Origin of the sequence: Flavobacterium gillisiae, from assembly GCF_900107635.1 — a bacterium.
In the GTDB taxonomy this organism is placed as follows: domain Bacteria; phylum Bacteroidota; class Bacteroidia; order Flavobacteriales; family Flavobacteriaceae; genus Flavobacterium; species Flavobacterium gillisiae.
Window position 1 is genome coordinate 20,954 of record NZ_FNRD01000007.1, and the last position, 24,891, is coordinate 45,844.

Genomic DNA, 24,891 nt, shown 5'->3' on the forward strand with positions numbered 1-24,891 from the left:
TTAACAGTTGGACCTTATTCTTATTGTTTTGTTGTAGTTATTATAATAGCTCCGAAAACTTCATCCTTTCCATATATTACGTTGCTACTGCTTTTATTTAAAATATTAACATCAGAGATAATCTCTTTTTTTAGGGGTAGAACTATTGAGTTAAGGGTTTTATCATATTTAAAAGGAACTCCATCTATAACAATTAATGGAGAGTCAGCAATTTCATCTTTTTCAAAGGCTGTTTTGATCTTATCAACTAAATAGTACGTTGACTCATCTTCATTTTGTAATAGAAATATTTTTGTTTTTGAGGTGGTAATTATTAAAACTCCAGCTTCACCGAAATGGCCATAAATACTAGTAGCGGTCTTTTTGTCAATTGCTACAACCTTTACAATAGCAATTTTTGATAAGGGTAATTTTTGTTTTTCTAAATCTTGGAAACGAAATGGTTTCCCATTAACTACGACAATCGGTTGATTCGTAATCAATCCACTTTCAGCCATTTTTGAAATTGAATCTGAAAGGAATAATTTTTCTTTTCCATTTTCAAGTAGTTCATATCTGTTCTGTGAATATATCGAAAATGATAAAATAGAAATAATTCCGAGAAAAACTTTTTTCATAGTGAGTTTTATATTTGGTGATGGCTAGCTGCGTCTTCGCGCTGAGCGTGATTGGAATTTATAACCGTGTATTTTTGCTAAACGAATATATGAAAATAAAAGATAATTCCACTAAACTCCTCATCATGCTAAACCCCTGGTTGGGCGATTTGTTTTTTTAAAAATCTGCTTTGTTTAGATTTTCGGAATTAGTTAATTTTCTGCCGAATATTTTTTCAGCATCTACTTTCGCAGAATTTAATTGTTTTTTGGTTATTTTGCTTTCAGCAGTTTTGATTTCTTCAATTATTTGGTTCTGTTGAGTTATTGAAAAATCTTTTTTAAACTCATTATAGATTAAAAACCAAATGTAACTTTTATAATAATCTTTTTCTACATCATCAGCATCTCGATACATATATGCTAAGCTTAATCTTGTCGAAGTAATATTTCCACTTAAATTTAAATTTTCTGGATTTTCTAACAAAGATAATTTTGTTGCCCATTCGAGCATTTTATTTGTGTCTTTTGTTATTCCTAAACCTTGTTTATAGCAGTTTACAACATTCCACATACAAGTTGCATCATTATTGTTTGCGCACTTCAAAGCGTATTCAAATGCTTTTTCGCTACTAATTTCTGTTCCAATTCCGGTTCCATAAGCCATCATCATTGAGTAATGACCATCATTGAAACCATTTTGCGAAGATATTTTATACCATTCAAAAGCTTCATTTTCATTTTTTGCAATTCCAACGCCATTTTGTAGAAAATAGCCTAAATTATATTGAGCTTCGGCATTTCCTAATTCGGCAGATTTTCTCAAAATTGGAAGTGCTTTTTCATAATCTCTTTTCGTTAATAATTCTTTCGATTGAGAATTTAATTCGTCTGCATTTTGTGCGAATGCAAAATTCACATAAAACACTCCAATTATTAATAAAGTTTTATTTTTCATTTGTAAATCCCCTCTTTTTTTAGGCGGTTTTCCAATATATCCCCCAACTTTTATATAAAATCAAATATATACAACTTTTTTGATTTTTTGATAGTTATTGTAGCCGTTTTCTCTATTTCAATTTTGGTAAAACATTCGTTTTAAGTGTACTCAATCCCTAGCCCTGATGGAAGCGGCATCTCCCGCTTTAGAAAAACAAGGCGACAGCCGTAGTTTTTCAAAGCGGGAATACAGCGGACAGCAGGAAATAGCTCCTAAAGAAAAACCACCCTCTTATTTGCTAAATAAAAGGATGGCTTTCAGTATTTATGAAAGAGTTTTCGTCAGTTTTTAGTCTCTATTTGTTTGGACAGCATGGGTTGTCTGGCGTTCATCATTCTTGTGATCGTAATGTGCATCCAGATGAGACAGATTGATGAAAATAATAGTACGAAAATCCAAGAGCTTGACCAGAAACCGGTAAAGTTTAATAAATAACTAAAGATGATTGGGCCAAAGAATCCGCCTAAACCTCCTAGTAAACCTACCATTCCGCCTACAACTCCTATTTCGGTGGGAAAATATTCGGGAATGTGTTTGTACACCGCTGCTTTACCAATTCCCCAGGAAATACCAATTAGGATTACTAATGTTAAGTAGACCCACATGTTAGCGTCAAATGTTATTCTGGTCACTCCTTGAGCTATTATTTCTTTTTTGCTAACGCTTTGATTTTGAGTTACAATTACTTTTTGCCAAGAGGATTTCGTTGGGAAAATGTTCCCTGTGGTAGTCGTTTCTGGTTTAGAATCTACAGCGAAATCTTTGTCGCCAATTCTGACATTGGTTGGACTCACTTGAGTAACAATTCCCGTTTTTCCAGCCATTACTCCTGGCCCTGCTGTTTTGATTTCCATTTTTGGAATCATCAATAAAGCACTTAATATTACCGAAGAACTCAAAACCCAATACATTACTTTACGGGCACCAAATTTATCTGATAAATAGCCTCCAAAGGCACGTATTACTCCAGAAGGCAAACTGAACATGGTGGCAAACATTCCGCCCATTACAAGACTGGTTTGGTAGACATTCATAAAGTTGGGTAAAAGCCACTGTGAGTACGCTACAAAGCATCCAAAAACTAAGAAATAGTACGCTCCAAAACGCCAAACACGTGGGTTTTTTAGGGTAGAGAGCATTTGCGGAATTGTTTTGGTAGACTTTTCCATTTTTTTGTTTTTGGCAAAAACCAAGAACAGAACTCCAATAATTAATAAAGCGGCTCCGTATATAATAGGTAGAATTTTCCAACCATTTTGTGGGTCTTCAACTGAAAAGTGATTCAATAAAGAAGGTGCCATAAAAGTAGTGATGGCAGCGCCTGCATTTCCCATTCCGAAAATCCCTAATGCTCTTCCTTGCCATTCTTGAGGGTAAAAAATGGAGGTATATCCAATACCTACCGCAAAACTGGTTCCTACCATTCCGAACAGGAAACTAAGCACGGCAAACATGAAAAAACTGTTGGCTAAGGGAAGTAGAAACAAAGGTATGGAACATAGTAACAACAAAGCAGAAAATACATATTTGCCGCCAAATTTGTCTGTTAGTATACCAATAGGCAAACGCATAATAGAACCAGTTAAAATAGGGATTCCTAATAGCCATCCTATTTGTACGACACTCCAGTCAAAAATTCCTTTATCGACTAAAAAGGTTACGAGAACACCATTAAGTGTCCAACAAGCAAAACAAACAGTGAAGGCTAGCGTGTTTAAAAATAACATGCGGTGCGATTGCGATAATGAGGTTGGTTTTTCCATTGTACTTATATTTTTATGTAAATATAAGTACAATCTGATATAAATACTTAGTTTGAATACGTAAAAATACGTATAAAAATAACGATTTCAGATATCAGCGTTTAAAAGGCAATAAATTATTAATTCATTAAAAAAGGATGGTTTTTTTAATTAGAAGTGGTTTGGCGATTATTAATAACGTTTGTTTAGTTTATGTGGAACTTGTTTTCGAGAAGTATTTTTGTGAAGTTCCTTCTCGATACATCACGCAAGAAAACAAGACACTCGCAAAAAGAGGGATCAAAAGCTAATTAGATAAAATGTATTTAAAGTTATATCAAAGAATACTCTTTGGCTTTGTTCGAAAGTTCGATCAGGTTTTTAACTTGTAGTTTTTTCATTAGATTAAAACGGTGTACTTCGGCCGTTCTTTTACTGATGTCTAATGCTTCGGCGATGTCTTTGTTCCCTTTTCCAGAAAGTAGGAGCGTAAGAATTTCTTTTTCTCTTTTAGTAATCATCATGCTTTCGGCCAGGATTGCTTTTGGTGCTGCGACTGGAGAAGCATTTGTAAGTTGGTTAATCAATATAGAAGAGATATCGCCACTAAAATATTTGCTGCCGTTTGCCACCGTATGAAGTGCTTTGAGAAACTCTTCCTTACTGGATCCTTTTAATAAGTAACCATCGGCACCCGCTCTGATTGACTTTAAAACATATTCTTCCGACTCATGCATGGAAAGTACGATGATTTTAACGGAATTGTTTTGGCCTCTTAGTTTTTCAACTACTTCAATACCGGTTAAGTGCGGCATGCGGATATCTACAATTAATAAGTCTGGTTTTTTGTCGTTTACTTCTGTAAGTGCTTCTAAACCATCGGTTGCTTCGCCTACGACAAGTATGTTTTCTTCCGTTTCTAATAACGATTTTATGCCATCTCTTACAAAAACGTGATCATCTGCCAGTACAACTCGAATGGTATTGCTCATAACTTACTTAATTTTAGATCTAAATTTTACGTAGATACACTTAATAGGTTGGCTAATATACGTATTCTATTCAAAATATTTATTTGGATAGAACTTAAATGGGAATATTGAAAGTAATTCGGGTTCCTTCATTTGGAATCGAGTTAATAAAAACGCGTCCATTGATGTATTGAATTCTTTCTTTCATGAAAAGTAAGCCCATTCCAGATTCACTATTTCTCTTTTTCTCAACAGCAACGGGATCAAAGCCTTTGCCATTATCGTCAATAATTATGCTTAAAATGTTTTCGCTGTGCGAAAGCTGAACAATAATATGCGTAGAATCAGCATATTTAATGGCATTATTTATCGCTTCTTGAGTAAGACGGTAAATGTTTATTTCGATTAAAGAATCAAGTCTTTGGTCAAAATCAGTTTTGTTGTAAAATAGAATGTTTTTACCGGTTAATTTGGACAATTCTAAGGTTAGCTTCGCAAGAGAAGAAACAATTCCATGATCGCTCAGTTCTGGTGGCATCAAGTTGAATGTTGCGGTACGAACGCCTTTTATAATATCCAAAGACAATTTTTTCAGGTATTCAATTTTCTGTGCCGATTTTTCTTTGTCGTCCAGGTTTATACTTTCCAGACTAAATTTGAGCCCCGTTAGCATTTGGCCTATTCCGTCATGAATTTCCTTGGCTATTCTATTTTGTTCGTTTTCTTGATTTTCGACAATTTTACTCGAGATCGTTTTTTGCTGATTTAGTTTGTCATTTATGTGCTCTGTATTCAGGCGTTCGACTTCCTTTTCGGCTTTTTTGCGCTCGGTGATATCAAAACAAATAATCAATAATTCGGATTCATTCTTTTTGATAATTACTGGAACGATGGATAGATCTAACCACATCGTTTCGTTGTTTCTATTGGTAATATTTATTTCTCCCTGCCAGCCGGTTCTTTGTTTTTCTTTAATTATTTGGTCAATAACTATTTGTTCCTTTTCTAAAGGAGTAAGTACTTGCGAAAACTTTTTGTCAGAAACAAAAGGATTGTATTGTAGCAGTTTTGAAAATTTTTCTCCAATGTGAATCACACTTCCGTCAGGAGCAACACGGCAATAGAGTAGGGTGTTCTCCATTGCATAATTGAGCGATTTCAATTCCTTGACCGAGTTTTCTTTGATTTCGCTTAAAACTTCTGTGTCATAAGCTAGTTTTAAGGCCTTTTTTTCAGATGATAAAAGTTTAGAAATTAGTAGCTCAATTCGTTTATTAGTAGGTTTAAAGATGAATAAAAACTCTAAAAATAATACAAGGAGTGTAAATCCTAAAATGGCATATTCTGTATTGCGTTGTAGCGTTATTTTTTTTAATGCTTCAACTTCATATTGCCCTACAATCTGGTTCATTTTAGTAAGGAACTGTCCTTCGTTATTAAGAATAGTTTGTGCTAATTTACGATTTTCATTTTCCGGTTTTAGCGTTGTATCATTATCAATTATTAGGGTAGTGGCATTGACAATACTGTCAAAGTTGGGTTTGATTTCCGAAAATAATTTGCGTAAAGCAATGCTTTTTTCTTTAGGGAAATGTAGACTGTCACTTCCTTTTTCTAATGCATTATGAGTAAATTTCCAAATCGATAGCGTTTCTCTTAGAGAACTGATTTCTTCAACTTTTTTGCTTGAGTCGGTTGTTAGAATCAAAACTTCTTTCGCCAGTTTCTGGCTTAACATCCTCTGTTTTCCCGAAATGTTTATCAAACGGGAATCGTTTAGCTGACGATTGATATTGTACTGGATCAACAATTGGCTTAGCAATACCGTAATAGCAATAGTAATCAAAGCAAAAAGATACATTCGCTTTAATTTTGTAAAGTTAAGATTGTCAGGAGATACTCTAGAGCCGTTTTTCATATCGAAAGCATATTACAATCCAATAGCTTCTTTGATTAGTTGAAGATTAGCATCGCTGTATTTAATTTTTAAGGCTTCTTGATGACCTATTTCAGACATTTTATTCCAAGTTTTCAGAATGATATTCTTCAGTTTTTCAGCATCGTGTTTTTCAACAAAAGGCTCTAAATAATAGTCCAAGAAAACTAAACAAATGACATCTTCTAGCAATTGGGTTTCCTCGTCTTTTTTAAGTTGCTTTTTCTCGATTAAGAACGAAACTCTATCAATAAATTCAGAGTCATAACCTACTTTTTCTAAAATAGCAGCAGTAGTTTCGGCATGAAATTTTTTCAAATTGCCTCTCCATGTTAAATAACCCACACGATCCATCGGGTAGGAGTCGCGTGCTATTTTCCAACGACAGATGTGTTGTGCTTTTGCAGCAATTTGTACTTCCTCAGAAGCATTTGGTTCAAATTCCATTAGTTTACTATACATTCTGTTTGAATATAATAGTTCTTTTGGATGGCTTTGTGATTGGTATATTTCGCTATTTGGATCTTGTGCATTTTGAGCATCAATTAACTCACTAGCGTTAAAAAAGGGTGTTTTTGTCATTTGAAAAGTATATTATCAAAGATACATATTTAATCTACAAACCCAATCATTACTTCATCTTCAACGATTTTTACTGGGTACGTTGCAATCGAATAATCTTCTCCATTTAAATTGCTGCCATCTACAAGTGAAAAAGTTTTTTTGTGCATGGGACAGGCAATTTTAGGGACGTTATCTGCAGAACCAGTCATTCCTCTTGAAAGGACCATTTCCATTTTATGAGGGCAAGCATTTTGACAAGCGTACCATTCATTTCTTCTTTCGAAGTTAAAAACAGCAATTTGTTTGTCTTTGTATTTAATACAGCCCCCTCTATTACTTGGGAAATCTTTTATAGTTCCAGCTTTAAACCAAATTTTCACATCTGCAATAGCAACAGTTTTATATTTATCTAATACGTTTTCCATATTCTTAATTTTTTAGCTTGTGGCAAATAGCTTTTAGCTTAATTTATAACTTTTATTAGTTCTAAAAATTCCAAGATTTTGGCATTTTTTGGTCTCTTACCGGTACATATTCTATGTTGTCATCTTTGTCTTCAGAGTTCACAAAGTGACTAAAACGCTGCATCAATCTTGGTTTTTCAAGTACTTGTTTCCATTCGCATTCGTAGGTCCCAATAAGCGTTTCCATTTCTGATTCTAATGTTTCACAAATTCCAATACGGTCGTGAATGATTACTTCTTTTAAATAGTCTAACCCACCATCTAGTTTTTCTAACCAAGTAGCAGTACGTACCAATGGCCCCGCTGTGCGTATGTAATACATTAAGAAACGATCCATGTATTTGAACACCGTTTCTTTGTCTATTTGTTCTGCGAGAAGAACGGCATGTTTAGGATTTGCTCCTCCATTACCACAGATGTATAAGTTCCATCCGCCTTCTACAGCGATTAGACCAAAATCTTTTCCTCTAGCCTCGGCACACTCTCTAATACAAGCAGAAACACCACCTTTTAATTTGTGAGGAGAACGAATACCTTTGTAACGGTTCTCTAATTCGATTGCAAAAGTCGTACTGTCATCCATACCGTAACGACACCAAGCGTTACCCACACAACTTTTTACAGCTCTTAGTGATTTTCCGTAAGCGTGTCCACTTTCAAAACCGTTATCAATTAGTATTCTCCATATTTCAGGTAAATCATTTAGAGTTGCTCCAAATAAATCGATACGTTGTGCACCAGTAATTTTGGTATATAATCCAAATTGTTTGGCTACTTCACCAATAACCACCAGTTTCTCAGGAGTAATTTCTCCAGCGGCAATTCTAGGAACTACAGAATAAGTTCCGTTACGTTGAATATTGGCTAAGTACCTGTCATTCGTATCTTGAGTAGTTACGTGTTTATTAGCCGTATCGTTATAAATACTAGAGAATATAGAGGCAACAATTGGTTTACAAACCTCGCAACCATCACCGCTTCCGTGATGATCGACCACTTCATAGAAATTCGTGTATTTATTGATTTTTACAATATCAAATAATTCTTGTCTAGTATAGTGAAAGTGTTCACAGATGGTTTCTTTTATTTCTTTACCAATTGATTTTTGAGCCGCTTTTACCAAGTCAACAACCATTGGTTTACAACCACCACAACCAGAAGTTGCTTTGGTTAATTTTACAACATCGCCCAAAGTTTCGCAGGTTCCGTCTGTAATTGAACAACAAATAGCGCCTTTGGTTACATTTTCGCAAGAACAAATTACCGCTGTATCGGGTAAGTCCATTGCGTTACCCAAGGTAGAGGTTTCGCCACCTCTTGACCCTAGAATCAAGTCCTCCGGATTTGGAGGTAAGGCCATGGCATTACTATATATTTGGAATAAACCGTTGTAATCACTGGAATCTCCTACTAGAATTCCGCCTAGCAGCGTTTTTCCGTCTTTGGTAACGTTGATTCTTTTGTACGTTCCATTAAATTTATTTTCGAAAATAATAGCAGTAACCTCTTCGTTTTCGATAAAAGGATCTCCAAAACTTGCTACTTCAACACCAATCAATTTCAATTGAGTCGACATATCGATAGTGTCTCTCATAACTTTATCTGAACCTAAAATTTGCTCAGCAGCTACATCGGCCATTTCGTATCCAGGAGCTACAAGACCGTATATCATGTGGTTGTATAAAGCAACTTCTCCAATAGCAAAAATGCTTGGGTCTGAAGTTTGCATTTTGTTATTTACCACAATACCACCACGAACACCAACTTCAAGTCCAGAAACTCTTCCCAGTTCGTCACGTGGCTTGATACCTGCGGATACAACCAACATATCGACTTTTAGCAATTCTTCTTCGGCGAACATCATTCCTGTTATGCTTTCTGCACCATCAATATATTGAGTGGCTTTGTTTAAGTGAATACCTATGTTAAGTTCTTCAATTTTTGATTGCAACATATCACTTGCAGCTTTATCCAATTGTCGAGGCATCAAACGCGGAGCAAATTCCACTACATGTGGATTTAAGCCTAAATCGCGAACAGCTTTTGCAGCTTCCAGCCCTAATAATCCACCACCAAGAACGGCGGCTTCTGTGGAGCCATTTGCTTTTATTTTTTTTGCATAAGACATTATAGCATCGAGATCCTCGATAGTTCTGTAAACAAAAACACCTTCTTTTTCGACTCCTTTTATGGGCGGTACAAACGCTGACGAGCCAGTTGCTAGAACTAAGTAGTCGTATGTATGTGTTGTTTCTAAGTGAGTGTGAATTGTTTTATCTTCTCTATTAATATCTGTAATTAACTCAGATGTGTTTAGAATAATATTATTTTCAGTATACCAATTTGATGTTGACATAGATAGATCGTCAGCACTCTTCCCAGCAAAGTATTCACTTAGGTGCACACGATCATAGGCGCGTCGTGGTTCTTCTCCAAATACCGTGATTTGATATTTTTCCTGTCCAGGTTTTGAGATAAACTTTTCACAAAACTTGTAACCTACCATGCCGTTTCCGACTACTATTATTTTAATCATACTATTATAAATTAAGTATTACGTATCAAATATACGTATAAGTACTTAATTTAAATACTTAATTTATTCTTTTTGAAATTAATTGGGATATATTTAAAATGGGTGCTGTAAAATAAAGTATTGATAAAAAATAGTGTAAAATATAGGGAAAATGAAATCACGCTTTTCAATTTTCCTGAATAAATTTGCAGTCATGCTAAATGAGAATGACTACGTAATAAAACAATGTACTTTTTGGAGAAGCCTGAAAATTAGCTTGTAATAAGAAATACCGCAAATTCACAAATTAGTTATAGCAGTGATACTATATAATTTGAGAATTTGCGGTTGAATTTTCAAAACGTGATCGAATGTTGGGCCTAATTGTTTATTAAACTTTTAATAGCCAAGAGAATATTTTCTCAAAAGCATTTTCTCTTACTGGTTTTGGAGATAGAAAAATATCATGCAGCGCATTGTCAATTTTCAATAAGGTAACGTTATTGCCAAGGGTGACTCCAACTCTTTTTATATCTTCAATATTCAATACGGTGTCGTTAGTCATAGCCTCCTTAGAAAAAGTGGTAATCTTTATGGACCCTGAAGAATGCATAACTAGAATAGGCACTTTTATATTAGAGTTTACCAGTTTTTTTTGTGCAATGCTTATCGCGACTACCCATTTAAAAAAGGTAGGGAATCCTTTTATTGGTTTCCAATCGAGATTATAATCCCACTCACCTGAATAGTCTTTGTATAAACTTTGTGCATAGACAGGAGGCAGCGCACCTTCAATTTTAGCATACGGAGCTATAGTGGAAATGATTTTTGAACCCCAATAACTGAAGAACTTCTCAAAGTCAGATTGATAGAAGTCCAGAAAAGGTGAATTTAAAATAAGAGCACTTATACGGTTTCTTTCAGCCCCAGTATTCATATAACTACTTGCTGTCAATCCGCCAGTGGAGTGTCCTAACAGATAAATAGGTTCTTTACTAAGGTCATTGATCTGTTGGATTGCAATTGATATTTCCTCAAAGTATTCTTCAATATCTTTACAATAATTAGGATGCTGATTTTTTAGTAGAGATCTACCATATTTTCTAAGATCAAGAGCATAAAAATCAAAGTTGTTATCATTAAATTTTTCAGCCACATGGGCGTGAAAGAAATAATCATTATAACCATGTAAGTACAATACACTCTTTCTATTTCCTAGGTTCCGTTTTGAAGAGATTAACGTAGCAATCGCTTCTCCATCGTAATCAGGGGTTAGTTTAATGGTTTGAAAAGTAAAGTCTTTGTCTAGATTCATTTCTGCTTTATTAATATGATTAGGAATGCCTATAATGTTTTGAAATACTGCAATAAGGGATGGGAGTTAATTGTTTTTTACTGAATTTATTTAATCCATTTTCTCTTTTTAAAATAAATTAAAGCGATTACAAAACTAATTACCATTAGTCCTATTGCTGCTGGATAGCCATAATCCCATTCTAATTCTGGCATGTATTTAAAATTCATTCCATATATTCCTGCAATTAATGCCGGTAAAGAGATACATACGGTTATAATGGTCAATGTTCTAAATATTTTATTTTGCTCTAAATCAATTTTACTATTTATATTGTCTTCTAAGTCATCAAGCCTTTCAAAATTAAATTGGATATGATCTGAAATTACGGCGATATCATCCAGTTCTAAGTTGATTTTAGTTGTTATCGTCTTTAGCTCAAATTTATTTTGTATCAGTAAATGCAGTATTCTTTGAAAATTACTTATCGACTCTTTAATCAATAGATTATTGAAGTTAAGTATCATTATTAAATCCAGGTCTTTTTCATTGTACTCTTTAGAATGTAAAATATTCTCATAAAAACGCTTTATTCTTCTGGATATTATTTCGGTCAAATCCGCATAATAATCGGAGATGATTCCTATTTGAAAAACAAAATGTTCTAAATGTGAGCCAAAATGAATACTCGTGAAATCGTATCTTGTTTTGGTCAGTTTTAAAAAATCGTTATCAATATTAGAGGATAGAAAATAAAATACTAATTCGTTTTTAATGATTATAAATATTTCTTCTTCTTTAAAAAGGGTCTCTGAATTGTATTTGGGTATAGAAAAATTAAAAGATAATTGGTCGTGCGATTTAAGGTAATGGGAACTTATTTCAATATCCTCCTTTTGTTTAAAAATGGACATGTCGATTCCAAATTTTTCAGAAACCTCATTTAGTATGCTGTCTGTATAATCAATAATCCGAATATTAAACAGATCGACGGCCTCCGTGTCAATTTCGCTGATGAAATTGAACTTTTTTACTTCATTCGTCTTTAAATATAATTCTATCATGATGTTTTACAATATATTGCATGAATTTAGATACAGTCACATATTGTGAACAATGCGCTGTATCCCCAAGCATAGTACGGATTTTCGCTCCCATATAATTCCGTCTTTACGAATATAGGAATTAATATGATAAAATTACTAAAATGCCTAATCTTGACAAAGGAGAATTTCTAGGTAGTTTATTCTAGTTAGAAATTAAATTATCCATCGGGTCAGAAGCTAATGACGGTTGTAGAATAAATTGTATATCTTTAGAACTTATTAAACTGATTCCCAAATTATGAAAAGTAGAATAGTTAAACCGCTAATACTAGAGGCCTGTATACAAAAGCAGGATGAATTGATTGATAATTTTAAAAAGCGTGAAGCTGAAATGAATGACGATACCTTCAGCCAGAATGAATCACCGAGTCAGAGTGAAGATCGCCGTGCTGGAAAATATGAATTACTGAAAGCCATTGGTGATGAACTTGCTTTTGCCCAAAAAGAATTGGTGTATCTTAATTCACTTGACGTTACAACGGAAAGTACTCACGTTGGCCCTGGAGCTGTTGTTGTTACTGAGCAATTTATTTTTTTTATTGGAGTATCCAGTGAAAGAGTAGAAGTAGATGGAGCAACAGTCTTTGGTATTTCAACCAAAGCACCCATTTATGCAAACATGAGAGGTTTAGAAAAAGGAAATAAATTCCAATTTAATGAAACGAACTACGTGATTGAAGACGTTTACTAATACGTAACAATTACAGTTTTTTTACTGAATAAGGCAGGGATTATAATCTTGAAAAGACAAAACCGAATTATTCAAATAGTAACATAAAAAAAACAGCCTTTAGTCCAATCAGGATTAAAGGCTGTTTTTTGATTGTAAGATGTGCAAATCTCCCATAACTTATGAAAGAGAAAAGCGGTTGTGCTTTTTTTTATACAAACGGTCTAAAAGTAGTACCCGATATTCATATTAAAACGCACTTCCCATTTGGCATCTGCAGTTCCGTTTGCCAATGCATTTTTCCAAACTGGTCCTAGCCAAGGTTGGTCTTTACCCGCCGCAATATCAAAATAAGTATATACACTTCCGGCAGAAACTAAAACACCAGTGACATTCATCGCCGAGTCTTTAAAATCGGAGTTTATTTTTTCCAAGTATCCATAATCATTATAGAATTGTAAGCTCGATACTGGACCCCATTTTACAGGTACTGTGTATTGTACCCCTAAAGTATAGGTATTTCCTGCTGCTGCAACGAGGTACGGAGCGCCATAGGCTGTCATCGCTATAATTTCGTCGCTTTCTCCGTTAGGGTTTTTTGGACTTTTTTTGTAGGTTGAAACTTGGGCTTTCACACCAAAGCGTTTGTACTTTAATTCATAATGCAAGGCTGCTGCATAATGCGATCCCATTTCTTCGGTATCTAAGTTATAAAGTCCGCCATATTGTACAGAAGTGCCTATTTTATGGTTGATACTGTCGTTTCCTATTTTATAGCTAAGCTTTCCATTAACTTGGTTTGTTTCTTTATTTCGTAAGTCCAAAACACCATCACCATCTAAATCTATAGAAGCAACATCATAAGAATAACGACTATCTGAAACATCAGAATTGCTACCAAATTTCAACTCTTCTGCATTTTTGAAAAAGGCCAAAGCGTAATTCCATTTTTTATCTGTATGTGTGAACTTAACACCCATATCATGGTCGTCTTCTAAGCCTATGTAGTAGTTGATACTAAAAAACCAGTTGTGGGAATTGTAAGTAGTAATTCCAAAAGGAACTTGGGTAAGTCCTACTTGAATTTCATTTTTGGCATCGAAATCATATGCCAGCCAACCTTGTTTTAGCATTCCGCCACCGAAACCTTCGGAATACAAACGATATTCAGCATTTAGTTTGATTCCTTTATATTTTGCTTTAGCATTGACGCGAAAAACATCATAGCCAAAATCACCACCACGTTTTTTTTGTCCTTCTTTCCAAGAAGATAAATTATAGTTGAATCGTAAAGCACCACCTATGGTTACTTCGGGTTTGTCTTGGGCATGTATAGCTCCAGCTGATAATAGCAAAAAGCCAATTATCAAAGTAATTTTTGAAAACATAAAATGTTTATTGTAATTAAAAAATGAATAAAATAAGTGTAAAAAATGAGCTTTAAGCGGGGATTTGCTTTTTAGTCAAGAAAGAAAATAGGGAAGTACGACGTGATAAATCACTGTTTAGGTATTGTATGGTATTTTTTATTTGCATGCTGCAAAGGTACTAAATTATAGTTACTAGCCTATATTTTAGGCTCTAGTCTTGTTTCGGCCCTTTTTTAAAGGGCAATTAATGAGTTTGTGAAAATTAAGAACCCAATTTGAGAGTGTTGCTATTGTTGCTTAATGTGGATTATGTTTGTTTATCTTTTTTAAATTATTGCTTAGTAGATTGGTGATTTTAAAAAAAAAGTAATTTTTGCTGTCAGGAAAGTGATTTTGTTCCGTCATTTACAGTATGAATTGCAAAGATCCTCTTTCTTTATCTACAGCTGTACTTATTTTCGCACACGGCGATAAGGTACAAAGTGCCTTAAAACCCATTGCTTACAACAGAAAGCAAAATGTGGTACTGTGGCATAAAATGAATGAAAGAGTTTTGACACTGGTTCAAAAAACAAAACTACCTTATTTTATTTCTGATGAAAATACGCAACAAGGCGTTTCCTTTGGAGATAAGTTGAGTCACGCCATTCAATCTGTTTTGGATAGAGGGTATGATAAAGTCATTGTGATGGGAAATGACAGTCCAGGACTGCGTTTGCCTCATTTGCAAGAAGCTTTTATGGAACTGCAGGATAACAGTGTTGTACTTGGACCTAATTTTAAAGGCGGTACCTACTTGATGGGGATTTCAAGAGTTTCTTTTAATAAGGAGGCTTTCGCCAAAATTGATTGGCAAACACCAAAAGTATTTGAACAATTACAAGCGCTTTATTCGAGACAAAATGTAGCAATCATGGCTCCTTTGGCCGATTGTAATACTAAAAATGATTTTGAAAAACTGTTGCATGAACTTCCTTTTTATAGCAGTTTTAAAAGTGTTTTGGCATCGCTTCTTTTCTACGTAGTTGCTAGGTATTTGTTTTTAAATCAATACTATACGAATGCGGTTATTGGATTTAATTTTAATAAAGGCTCTCCCGTTTTGGATTAATTTCCCAGTTTTTATTTTAAAATTATTATCCAAAACTATACTTTAATGAAACAATTTTTCCTGTTTTTACTATTGAGTGTCACCACATTTGCTGTCGCTCAAGAAGACTTATCTGTCTCAATCATCGATTTTAATACTCAAAAACCTGTAGCTAATCTGGAGGTTTTATTAGTCAATAGTTCCCGTAATAGTAGTTTACAACAAATTTCTAATGCACAAGGGAAAGTAACTTTTAGAGGAATCCCTGCTTTAGATGGTTACCAAGTTGTTTTTGAAGGAACATTAATTTACGCTGCACAAAAATCAGAATTAATTAGTGTGCGTTCGAATCAAGCGCCAAATGTTACTTTGGTATTAGCACCAAAAGAATCTAACGAGTTAAATGAAGTGGTAATTACGAAAGGAGCAACTGCTAAAATTAACCGTCGGGATGCCGAAGTTTCTTTTGAAATGAAAGCATCCGAAATTCAAGAAATTCCCGTAGAAGGGCGTGATATCACAAGGGTTTTGTTTCGATTGCCCAATGTTTCGCAGGCGACAGGTTTCTATCCCGAAGCGGCAAATGTGAGTATCAATGGCGCAAGTTCTGGATATACTTCCTACTTGATTGACGGATTAGACAATAACGAGCGATTTCTAGGTGGACAAAAATTTGCAATTCCGTCAGGATTTGTAAAAGACGTTACGGTTTTAACCAGTAATTTTTCGGCTGAATACGGTTTGACAGGAAGCGGAATCATAAATATTACGCCACGTTCAGGATCTAATGAAACTACAGGAGAAGTGTTCTTTATTACAAGACCTGGACCATCAATTGATGGAAAGTCTAGTTTTGCTCAGAGAGATTTGTCAGGAAACCAAGTTAAAAACGGTTTTGCTCGCTATCAAACCGGTGCGGGAATAGGAGGCGCTTTAGTAAAAGACAAAACATTCTATTATGTCAATTTTGAACATACAACTGATATCAAAGATAACTTGTTAAATGTACCTCAATTAGGCGTTACAGAAACCGTAAGAGGAACGAATACATTCAACTATTTTTCGTCGAAAATTGATCAGATTTGGAATCCAAACTTCAACTCTTCCTTGCGGGCAAACGTAGGCGTAATCGATATTGAAAGACAAGGTGGCGGACTCGAGGGCGGTTCTACTTTTAAATCAGCAGGGAATACACAGCAACGCAATAGTATTTTATTGGCTTTAAAAAACAGCTATAAATTTGGAAATTTTTCTGGAGAAACAAATGTACAATACAGCCGTTTTAGATGGAATTATGCCAAACCTTTTAATCCAAATAGTTCGCAAGTAACAGTTTTAGGCGTGAATGATGAAACATTAGGCGTTATTGGAAATCCAGGTTATGTTTTTGATGCTATCGAAAATACAATTCAGTTGCAACAAAAAGTAAAGTATTACACAGAGAATCATACCGTTAAAGCAGGTCTTAATTTTATTAGAGGTGATCATCAATTATTTGGAGGCGGAAATCCAGTAGGTAATTACCGTGTAAAATTGAATCAAAACCAAATTGATGTTATTAAAAACAGTGGTGTAGGAGGAGATTTAAATGTAAATGATATTCCGCAAGATGTTCAGGTATTGAATTATAATATAGAATTGCGACCAACTTCTTTTGGGAAAAATCAAGATATTTATTCGGCTTATATTGAAGACTTATGGTCGGTTACTAATCGATTGAATCTTACTTTAGGCTTGCGTTATGACTACGATAATTTATCAAAAGGAGGAAGTGACAAAGGGGATTACAACAACTTAGCGCCACGATTTAATTTTAATTATAAATTAGATAATTCAAGTAGTTTGCGTGGTGGTTACGGAATCTCGTACGACAAAGTAAATTATGCTGTTTATAGTGATGCTTTGCAGCAAAATACGACTTCCCAAAGTTATAAATTAGAGCTAGAAGAATTAATACGACTGGGACTTTTACCAGCAAATACAAATATTGATCGAATTACCTATAACGGAAATTTAGCAGCTACAGTTTCTGGCGTGAATTATTTACAAGGCCCTTCAGCTGCAGATTTACAAGGACAAAGAGAGAATATATTTTCGAATGAACGAAGAATCTTAAACCCTAATGGGTATAAAAATGCCTATACTCATGAATGGGCGTTAGGATACCAATTGCAATTAACGGACGAAAGATTGTTTTTTGTAGATGTAGTTCATAATAGAGGAGAGAACCTGACTCGTTTGCGCAATCTGAATGCTGCGGCAGAATATCCTATTGATCCAAATAATGTAGTGATAAGAACTCAGGCGCAAGCTGATGCTTCAAGACCTATTCCTATTACAAATGGAGGTGCTACGATCAACGGGCAAAGGGTTACCGGAATAGCTAGAAGTGTGATTGTAAGTGAAAACGAAGGGAAATCTAAGTATTATGCCATGAGTTTTAATTATCAAAAAGCAAGAGGTACGGACGACTATTCCTACCGATTGAATTATACGTTATCATCAAGTAAAAATGATACGGACGGAATCAATTTTAGAGCCTCTGATGGGAATAATTATGCAAATGAATGGGGTCCATCTGTAAATGATAGAACACATAATATAAATGGGATTTATAGTTATTATCCTTTTAAAGGAACTACGCTTACACTGGCTGGTTTATTGCAAAGTGGCCAACCCATTAACAGAATTCCGCTTGGTTTTGGAACTACTGACCTAAATGGAGATGGTGCCAGTTTTTCTGATGCTTATCAAGGAAATAGCGACCGTTTTCCGGGAGAAAGTAGAAACAATGATCGCTTACCATGGAATACAACTTTTGATCTAGGAGTACAGCACCAAATCACGATTGCTGGAAATAATAAAATAGAATTACGTGCTGATATTTTTAACGTATTGAATGCCGAAAATTTAAGTGGATATAGTAATAATGCGACTCAAAGTAACCAGATTCAAGGGGGTTCTAGCGCCAGTGGTTTGTTTACACAAAGAAACGCTTCGCCACCAAGACAGTTCCAGTTTGGGGTGCGTTATTTATTCTAATAATAATAATCAATATCCTGCCAGTGGGTATGGCTTTGGAGGATGTTTTTAATTTGCGTTAGGGATAGAAGTGGTATCCTTTTGTGGAGTTTACGGAACAAAAGATATAGCGGATAGCCCGACCCTTGTGGTAACGCCCAAATAAAATGTAAAATATGTTTATACTAAATGCAAGTGAGCCAAAGGAATTGGCTGCTTATTTACACCAGCAAAAATGGTTAGATAGTGATGAAACAATTGTTTCTATATCAAAACCTGGGGACGGAAATATGAATTGTGTATTGCGAATAGAAACGGCGACGCGCTCAATTATCATCAAGCAATCGCGAGGTTATGTGGAGAAATATCCACAGGTTTTAGCGCCTGCAAATCGCGTGCTTACGGAAGGTGCTTTTTATAAAAAAATAGCATCTGTTCAAGGAGTACAGGAGATTATGCCTAAACTTTTAGGGGTTGATGGAGTGAATAATTTGATTGCTTTAGAAGATTTAGGGAAGTCAAATGACTATACTGTTTTGTACGATTTGAAACAAAAAATACAAGAAGGGGAGTTGCAGCAATTGGTGAATTATTTGAATGGTTTGCACCAAAGCTTTCAGAAAACGGTTGTTGATGATGAGCTGGAAAACACCGAAATGCGAAAGCTGAACTATGAGCATATTTTTGAATATCCTTTTAGAGAAGAAAATGGTTTTGATTTAGATACGGTTCAAGAAGGGTTGCAAGCTGTGGCGATGCCTTATAAAAAAGACACTGAATTGAAGCAAAAAATTGAGCGTTTGGGGTCTTTATATCTGTCAAAAGGGAAATACTTATTGCAAGGCGATTATTATCCGGGGAGTTGGTTAAAAACGGCGGATGGAATTAAGGTGATCGACCCTGAGTTTTGCTTTTATGGCTTACGCGAATTCGATCTCGGAGTTTTTTTAGCGCATATGTATTTAACGCAGCAAAAAGAATCTACTATCACTTTTATAAAAGAAAACTACTATTCTTTTGAGGAATTAAACACGACCATTTTAAATGGTTTTATAGGAACAGAAATAATGCGTAGGTTGATAGGATTAGCACAATTGCCTTTAAAAATGGAATTGAAAACTAAAGCAGCTTTATTAGCGTTTGCTAGAGATTTAATTTTAAAATAAAATGACATGAAGAATAAAATACTACTTTTTGCATTACTGCTTACCGCATCAGTGCAAGCACAAACTAAAGTGTGGTTTGATACGGATCTTATGATTGGGATGCCAGATAAAACGCCACGTGAAGTTGATGACGGAATCACCTTGATTATGGCTCTGAAGCAACCTCAAATCGAAATTGTAGGAATCAGTTCGATTACTTATGTAGATTACAGCTACGATGTGATTCATAAAATCCTAAAATGGCACAATAGAGGTGCGGAAATTCCAGTGTATAAAGGATCAGCTTTCGCCAATGATTTAGGAATAGAAAATGATGGAACCAGAGCGTTATATGAAGCTTTGAAAAAAGAGAAGTTGACTATTTTAGCATTAGGACCCATGACTAATATTGCGACATTGATTCAGAATCATCCCGATATTATTCCGCAAATTGAGAAAATTTCTATTTGCGCAGCGCGAACTCCAGGACTGCCTTTTAATCCAGGAAACGGAAAATTGAATGTGTTTGACTACAATTATGAGTTTGATTATAAATCGATGGATGTGGTATTAAATTCGTCTATTCCGCTAGTTTTTGCGGGTTATGAGCCAAGTTCTTACACGTTTATTGGTAATGTTGATTTGGCTAGTTTAGATCAAAATGAAGAAGCTGATAAATGGTTGTTTGATGTAGTTCAGCCTTGGATGGAGAAAAACGAAAAATATTTTGGTGTGAGAGGCTTTATTCCTTTTGACTGTTCGACTTTAGGAGTGATAACGCATCCAGAATATTTTACGTACTACAAGGATATTCCCATTAAAGTAAATTATAGAAAAAATGATGCGTTGCAAGTACAACCAAATGTTCCATTTAAAAACTTCCTAGAAGTATCGTATAAATACAAATCCAAAAAGAAGGTAGATTATGCAATCAGAGCGCTTCAAGGTTTTGAAGAAAAGATATTAGAGACATTAAGCGTAAAAAACTAACAAAACTTTAAGGTTTGTTTGAAAACCAAAATTATAAATCAGCCGTATATTACAATAGATTCATTTATGAAAGGAGCAAGCCTATGATCGCTAGCAAAATCAATAATGATGACGGAGTTAAATAGATTCGATAAAACAAATAAATGCGAGCAAATGAAAATTAAATTAGCAAGTTACGTAGTCGTGTTGTTTACAATTTTAAGTTGTAATGCACAAACAAAGAAGTTGTCTTTAGAACCTAAAAACGGGAAAGCAATTGCTGTTTTTGCTGAGGGTTGTTTCTGGTGCAGTGAACACGTTTTTGAAGCTGTAGTAGGTGTAGACGAAGCGGTTTCGGGATACTCTGGAGGATCAATGAAGAATCCTTCTTATGAGGAAGTAGGGTCGAATAGAACAGGTCATGCTGAGGCTGTAGCCGTGTATTATGATCCGAAGATTGTTTCATTTAAGGAATTAGTAGATGTGTTTTTTGCATCACAAGATCCTACAACACCCAATCAGCAAGGACCAGACAAGGGTTCGTCCTATCGTTCGATTGCCTTTTACAAAAATGCATCTGAGAAAAAGATAATCGAAGACAAAATTAAGGAACTTACCGCCAATAAAGTTTTTGCCAATCCGATTGTTACAGAGGTAAAGCCCGTTATGGCCTTTTATGCAGCAGAGGATTACCACCAAGACTATGTTAAAATTAATCCCAATCAGCCTTATGTGAAAGGTGTTTCAGTACCGCGATACAACAAGTTTAAAAAAACATATAAAGGAAAGTTAAAACCTAATCATTAAAATTATGAAACGATACCAACAACTCTTAGTTCTGCCCGTAATAGCCTTTGGCTTTATAGCATGTATGCAAGCAAATAAAAGTGAAAAAGTAATCGCTGCATCTACAGAAACTACAATGCAACAGCAACCCGTTTTGTCATTGACAGATACCTCGTTGAAGAAAGTGGTGAAAACGGATGCCGAATGGAAGAAGGTGCTTACAGACAATCAATATTACGTTTTGCGTAAAAAAGGAACAGAGCGCCCTTATCAAAATGAATTTAATGACAACCATAAAAAAGGAAACTATTTTTGTGCTGCTTGTAAATTGCCTTTGTTTTCATCTAAAACAAAATTTAATTCAGGTACTGGATGGCCAAGTTTTTATGATGTGATTAATCAAAATCGAGTAAAAGAAGTGGTTGATAAAAGTCTGGGAATGGTACGTGGCGAAATTGTTTGTGCACGTTGCGAAGGGCATTTAGGACATCTATTTGACGATGGTCCTAATCCTACTGGATTGAGATACTGCATGAATTCGGCAGCGATGCTATTTCAGGAATCAAAATAAATAGTGGTTAATTATTTAGTTCAAAAAAAGGGCGTTGGTTTTATTTAAAACTAACGCCCTTTTGAGTTTTTATAGGACTGGATTATTTGGTATAAGCCGCAACTAATTGTTCTGCCATCGCTAGAATATCATTAGCTACATAATTAGGCTTGCTGGATAAACTGTATAGTGACTGCCCTTCACGGGCAATAAAACCAGTTGCTAAACCCGCATGTGAGGCACCTGCCAAATCCCAACCATGTGCGGCAATCATAAGCATTTCTTCAGGTTGTACAGCTAGTTCTTTTGCCGCCCATAAATAGGTTGTTATTTCAGGTTTGTATTTTTTAAGGCTATCAATGCTCAATGTCTGTTCAAAATAATCGGTCAAATTTGAATTGATTAACTGTTGTTTTAACGCATGAGGTGGAGAATTGGTCAATGTAGCCAATCTAAAACCATTATCCTTTAAGAGCTGTAAACCTTTCTCAACATCTGGATATGCTTCTAATGTTTTAATTGTCGAAAGGGCTTCTTTTATTTCATCTTCGTCTACTTTTTTATTCATTGAGGTAGCTGCCATTCCTAATGTAGCTGCGGCAATTGTACCAAAGTCATGATACTCATTGATACTATTCGATACAGTGGAGTAGTGCAATAACATACCAAACCATATTCGGAAGCCCAACTCATTACCAAGTAATTCATTAACTGCTTTTTTTAAAGGAGTCATGTCCAGTAAAGTTTCGTTTACATCAAAAACTAATACAGGTTTACTTTTTTGTATATTCATTTTTTAATTTTAAATTATTTGTACCATTTTTTGATGGTTTCGAGGGCAGGTTTTTCCTGCGGAGTGTAATCAACATTGTTTTTTTTCTCTTTATGATAATCATCAGCATACCATTTCCAAGCAAATCCTCCTGCAAACCAGGCTTTTTTTGTTAAGGTTTGAAATAAGGATTCATAGGCATTGGCTTGCGCCAAATTATTAATGCTATTTTGACTTTCAGTCCAAGGCTCTTTGGCCGCTTTATCTGAATTGCGATAGCCAAATTCTGTAAAGAGTATTTTCTTGTTTATTTTGGCATGAAGCTTTTCCATTTTTACAATGTGTTGCTCCCAAGCTTTATTAAGGTCGGCTACTGCAGGTGTTGTAGCATCGGATAAAGGGAAATAGGCGTCAATCCCAATGTAATCCAACTCATTCCAAAAAGGGACTTTGTCAAAATCATCCCAATTTGCGGCATAGGTTAGTTTGCCCGAGTATATTTTTCTAATTTTCTGGATTAGCTGTGACCAGTATTGGGGGCGTTTTGCAACAGCGTTTCCTAATTCGGTACCAAAACAAAAGAGTGCTATGTTTTCATTTTGGGCTAGTTGAGCAAAGTCAAGTATATATTTCTCATAATCGGCTTCCCATTTTTTCCACTCAGCATCAGTTGAAAAATCCAAATCTCCAGTATAGAAATTATGGTTTACCCAAAGATGAGGTTTTAGCATTACGGTCATTTTATAATCAAGGGCAAGTTGATTACTGGCGATAATTCCTTCTGTTCTTTCGCCCCACCATTGTCTTTTGTTATTATAATGTACAGAGGCATCTTCTACATCAACAAAAGCGTACGGAATTAGAGATATCGAATTGATATTATACGATTTCAATTCCTCAAAAGTGGTGTTTTTTAATTCTTTTATGGGCGCGACTAAATTCATTCCTTTATATTCTAATTTAGCCACAGTAGGTATTTCAGTGACAGTATTGAAATGATAAAAAGAATATCCACTACCAATTATCAGCAAAAATGCGGCGAGTATAAAAAAGATTTTTTTCATAACAGTAAAGTTACTTATTAAAAAAGGGGATACTAACTTCTGTGAAAATTTTAAGATTTTTTTCAGATTTTGAAGAGATGACATGAGTTTTTCGGGTCTTAGACGGAATAACTAAAAGTCTATTACTGTGAAATAACACTCTTTGTAACTCTGTGCAGGGATTCTAATTTGTTTTGCCACATTTTTGTAATTCGTTTTAAGATACTTCGTTTCAATAAACGGCCCAAGAATGTATATTCTAGGTACAAGCTCAGACTAACTTCAGTGGTATTGAAGTCTAGGGAGTGTAATTTTACGAGGTAATAGAATTTTCGAAGCAAAATCATTCCCTCCGTTTTTTCACCATAAATCAAGCTGTCTTTTGAAGGTCGGCTAATTGTCTCAAATTTTAAAGTCCCTAGTTTTAAAACACAATTGTGCTCTGTACCCACACGGTTGACTTCGTTTTCATCAAACTCAACTCTCATTACTTCTTTATCCCAGATATGGCGGTATTTTAACTCACTTAAGTAGCGGTGAATCGTTTGTATATTGGCATTAAACGTTTTATTTATTGTAGCATCAGGAATGGTGATGTCCTCATTTTTCTCTGCTTCTATCTCTGAGTCTTTTGCTACTTTGAGTTTGATATTATCTAAAATTTTGTAGAAATAATTTAAATTTTGTAAATCATATATCTCCGTTTTTTTTGTCCAACTTTCTATCATATTGTCCTGATACAACATATACATGTTCTCAGTAAATAAAACATATTCTTGAACAGGTATTTGATTTTTTAGTAATCGATGAATCTGGATGACTTCTCGTCCATAAGGTTTAATAATATTTTTGACTTTTATCATCGTTAGTTCACCATAATGAACTAAGAATTTAAGGTCTAAATCGATGGTAGTTTTACAGGAACCGCAAGTACAAATTCGTTTTGTATCATATTCTTTTGTGTGTCTATGAAATTCCTCCAGCATTGTTTCTGTTTGTTGCATCAACTCTTTATAGCTGGGAATTTTTGTACTAAACATGAACAGCGCATCCCCTTCGATTTCTACGAGCTGGAGTTCGAGTGGATTGTTATCAAGTAAAAGCTCGAGCAATTCAGCTATTATATGAATGCTGTGTTCTATTTCTGTATCATTTACAAAATTCGAAAAGCCACTTATATCAGGCATAAAATATAGTGCTTCAGCCATATTTTTTTATTTGAAGTTTAGTACTAGTAATTTAAGATTTTATTTACTTGTATTATCCTTTTTAGCTAAATATTTTAAT

22 protein-coding genes are annotated in these 24,891 nt (G+C 34.8%); 8 read left to right on the forward strand and 14 right to left on the reverse strand.

The annotated features are described in order from the left end of the window. Nucleotides 1-20 precede the first annotated feature (20 nt). Both BLV35_RS10580 and BLV35_RS10585 read right to left on the reverse strand, forming a co-directional pair. On the reverse strand, nt 21-617 hold the full coding sequence (locus BLV35_RS10580; RefSeq protein WP_091089353.1) for a SusC/RagA family TonB-linked outer membrane protein: 597 nt from the start codon (nt 615-617) through the stop codon (nt 21-23). Nucleotides 618-774: 157 nt separating this feature from the next. Beyond that, nucleotides 775-1,554: a tetratricopeptide repeat protein gene (locus BLV35_RS10585; protein WP_091089355.1), complete on the reverse strand. Its 780-nt coding sequence runs from the start codon at nt 1,552-1,554 to the stop codon at nt 775-777. A 166-nt stretch (nt 1,555-1,720) separates the two neighbouring features. On the opposite strand from BLV35_RS10585, the gene BLV35_RS19280 reads away from it, so the two are divergent. Continuing rightward, entirely contained in the window at nt 1,721-1,888 is a 168-nt protein-coding gene (locus BLV35_RS19280; RefSeq protein ID WP_176980603.1) for a hypothetical protein, read from the forward strand. On the opposite strand, the gene BLV35_RS10590 is transcribed toward BLV35_RS19280, so the two are convergent. The 8 genes from BLV35_RS10590 to BLV35_RS10625 form a co-directional block, all read right to left on the reverse strand. Next, the gene (locus BLV35_RS10590) at nt 1,878-3,359 is read right to left on the reverse strand and encodes an MFS transporter (protein WP_091089358.1); all 1,482 of its coding nucleotides are present in this window, start codon (nt 3,357-3,359) and stop codon (nt 1,878-1,880) included. The two genes, BLV35_RS19280 and BLV35_RS10590, sit on opposite strands and share 11 nt — an antisense overlap. A 311-nt stretch (nt 3,360-3,670) precedes the next feature. Then, complete coding sequence (locus BLV35_RS10595) at nt 3,671-4,330, reverse strand: response regulator (RefSeq protein WP_091089364.1); 660 nt, start codon at nt 4,328-4,330, stop codon at nt 3,671-3,673. Between the two features lie 94 nt (nt 4,331-4,424). Then, nucleotides 4,425-6,227, reverse strand: a complete 1,803-nt coding sequence (locus tag BLV35_RS10600) for a sensor histidine kinase (RefSeq protein ID WP_091089367.1) — start codon at nt 6,225-6,227, stop codon at nt 4,425-4,427. A gap of 12 nt (nt 6,228-6,239) precedes the next feature. Continuing rightward, nucleotides 6,240-6,827 carry a DUF4202 domain-containing protein gene (locus BLV35_RS10605; protein ID WP_091089370.1) on the reverse strand — a complete coding sequence of 196 codons (588 nt, stop codon included), beginning with the start codon at nt 6,825-6,827 and terminating at the stop codon, nt 6,240-6,242. 29 nt (nt 6,828-6,856) lie between these two features. Beyond that, nucleotides 6,857-7,234 (reverse strand): nitrite reductase small subunit NirD, encoded by a 378-nt coding sequence (gene nirD, locus BLV35_RS10610; RefSeq protein ID WP_091089374.1) that lies wholly within the window; start codon nt 7,232-7,234, stop codon nt 6,857-6,859. Between the two features lie 61 nt (nt 7,235-7,295). Next, nucleotides 7,296-9,809: a nitrite reductase large subunit NirB gene (gene nirB, locus BLV35_RS10615; protein WP_091089378.1), complete on the reverse strand. Its 2,514-nt coding sequence runs from the start codon at nt 9,807-9,809 to the stop codon at nt 7,296-7,298. Between the two features lie 370 nt (nt 9,810-10,179). Further along, entirely contained in the window at nt 10,180-11,103 is a 924-nt protein-coding gene (locus tag BLV35_RS10620) for an alpha/beta hydrolase (protein WP_091089381.1), read from the reverse strand. A gap of 86 nt (nt 11,104-11,189) precedes the next feature. Next, on the reverse strand, nt 11,190-12,146 hold the full coding sequence (locus BLV35_RS10625) for a CorA family divalent cation transporter (RefSeq protein ID WP_091089385.1): 957 nt from the start codon (nt 12,144-12,146) through the stop codon (nt 11,190-11,192). Between the two features lie 280 nt (nt 12,147-12,426). Between BLV35_RS10625 and BLV35_RS10630 the strand changes: the two genes are divergently transcribed. After that, nucleotides 12,427-12,879: a hypothetical protein gene (locus BLV35_RS10630; RefSeq protein WP_091089387.1), complete on the forward strand. Its 453-nt coding sequence runs from the start codon at nt 12,427-12,429 to the stop codon at nt 12,877-12,879. A 203-nt stretch (nt 12,880-13,082) separates the two neighbouring features. On the opposite strand, the gene BLV35_RS10635 is transcribed toward BLV35_RS10630, so the two are convergent. Further along, on the reverse strand, nt 13,083-14,246 hold the full coding sequence (locus tag BLV35_RS10635) for a hypothetical protein (protein WP_091089389.1): 1,164 nt from the start codon (nt 14,244-14,246) through the stop codon (nt 13,083-13,085). A gap of 394 nt (nt 14,247-14,640) precedes the next feature. Here BLV35_RS10635 and BLV35_RS10640 point away from each other — a divergent pair, with 394 nt between their 5' ends. The 6 genes from BLV35_RS10640 (at nt 14,641) to msrB (ending at nt 21,810) form a co-directional block, all read left to right on the forward strand. Beyond that, nucleotides 14,641-15,339 (forward strand): TIGR04282 family arsenosugar biosynthesis glycosyltransferase, encoded by a 699-nt coding sequence (locus tag BLV35_RS10640; protein WP_091089393.1) that lies wholly within the window; start codon nt 14,641-14,643, stop codon nt 15,337-15,339. Nucleotides 15,340-15,384: 45 nt separating this feature from the next. Then, nucleotides 15,385-18,360, forward strand: coding sequence for a TonB-dependent receptor (locus BLV35_RS10645; protein WP_091089398.1), 2,976 nt, complete (start codon nt 15,385-15,387; stop codon nt 18,358-18,360). Nucleotides 18,361-18,515: 155 nt separating this feature from the next. Then, nucleotides 18,516-19,505, forward strand: coding sequence for an aminoglycoside phosphotransferase (locus BLV35_RS10650; RefSeq protein WP_091089402.1), 990 nt, complete (start codon nt 18,516-18,518; stop codon nt 19,503-19,505). Between the two features lie 6 nt (nt 19,506-19,511). Further along, entirely contained in the window at nt 19,512-20,474 is a 963-nt protein-coding gene (locus tag BLV35_RS10655; protein WP_091089405.1) for a nucleoside hydrolase, read from the forward strand. 153 nt (nt 20,475-20,627) lie between these two features. Next, the gene (msrA, locus tag BLV35_RS10660) at nt 20,628-21,260 is read left to right on the forward strand and encodes a peptide-methionine (S)-S-oxide reductase MsrA (RefSeq protein ID WP_091090059.1); all 633 of its coding nucleotides are present in this window, start codon (nt 20,628-20,630) and stop codon (nt 21,258-21,260) included. Between the two features lie 4 nt (nt 21,261-21,264). Further along, complete coding sequence (gene msrB, locus BLV35_RS10665; RefSeq protein ID WP_176980604.1) at nt 21,265-21,810, forward strand: peptide-methionine (R)-S-oxide reductase MsrB; 546 nt, start codon at nt 21,265-21,267, stop codon at nt 21,808-21,810. Between the two features lie 82 nt (nt 21,811-21,892). On the opposite strand, the gene BLV35_RS10670 is transcribed toward msrB, so the two are convergent. From BLV35_RS10670 to BLV35_RS10680, 3 genes are all read right to left on the reverse strand, one after another. Beyond that, nucleotides 21,893-22,582: a haloacid dehalogenase type II gene (locus BLV35_RS10670; protein ID WP_091089411.1), complete on the reverse strand. Its 690-nt coding sequence runs from the start codon at nt 22,580-22,582 to the stop codon at nt 21,893-21,895. Between the two features lie 14 nt (nt 22,583-22,596). After that, nucleotides 22,597-23,625 carry a glycoside hydrolase family 113 gene (locus tag BLV35_RS10675; RefSeq protein WP_091089414.1) on the reverse strand — a complete coding sequence of 343 codons (1,029 nt, stop codon included), beginning with the start codon at nt 23,623-23,625 and terminating at the stop codon, nt 22,597-22,599. Between the two features lie 122 nt (nt 23,626-23,747). Next, on the reverse strand, nt 23,748-24,812 hold the full coding sequence (locus tag BLV35_RS10680; protein WP_091089417.1) for a DUF2652 domain-containing protein: 1,065 nt from the start codon (nt 24,810-24,812) through the stop codon (nt 23,748-23,750). Between the last annotated feature and the right edge of the window lie 79 nt (nt 24,813-24,891).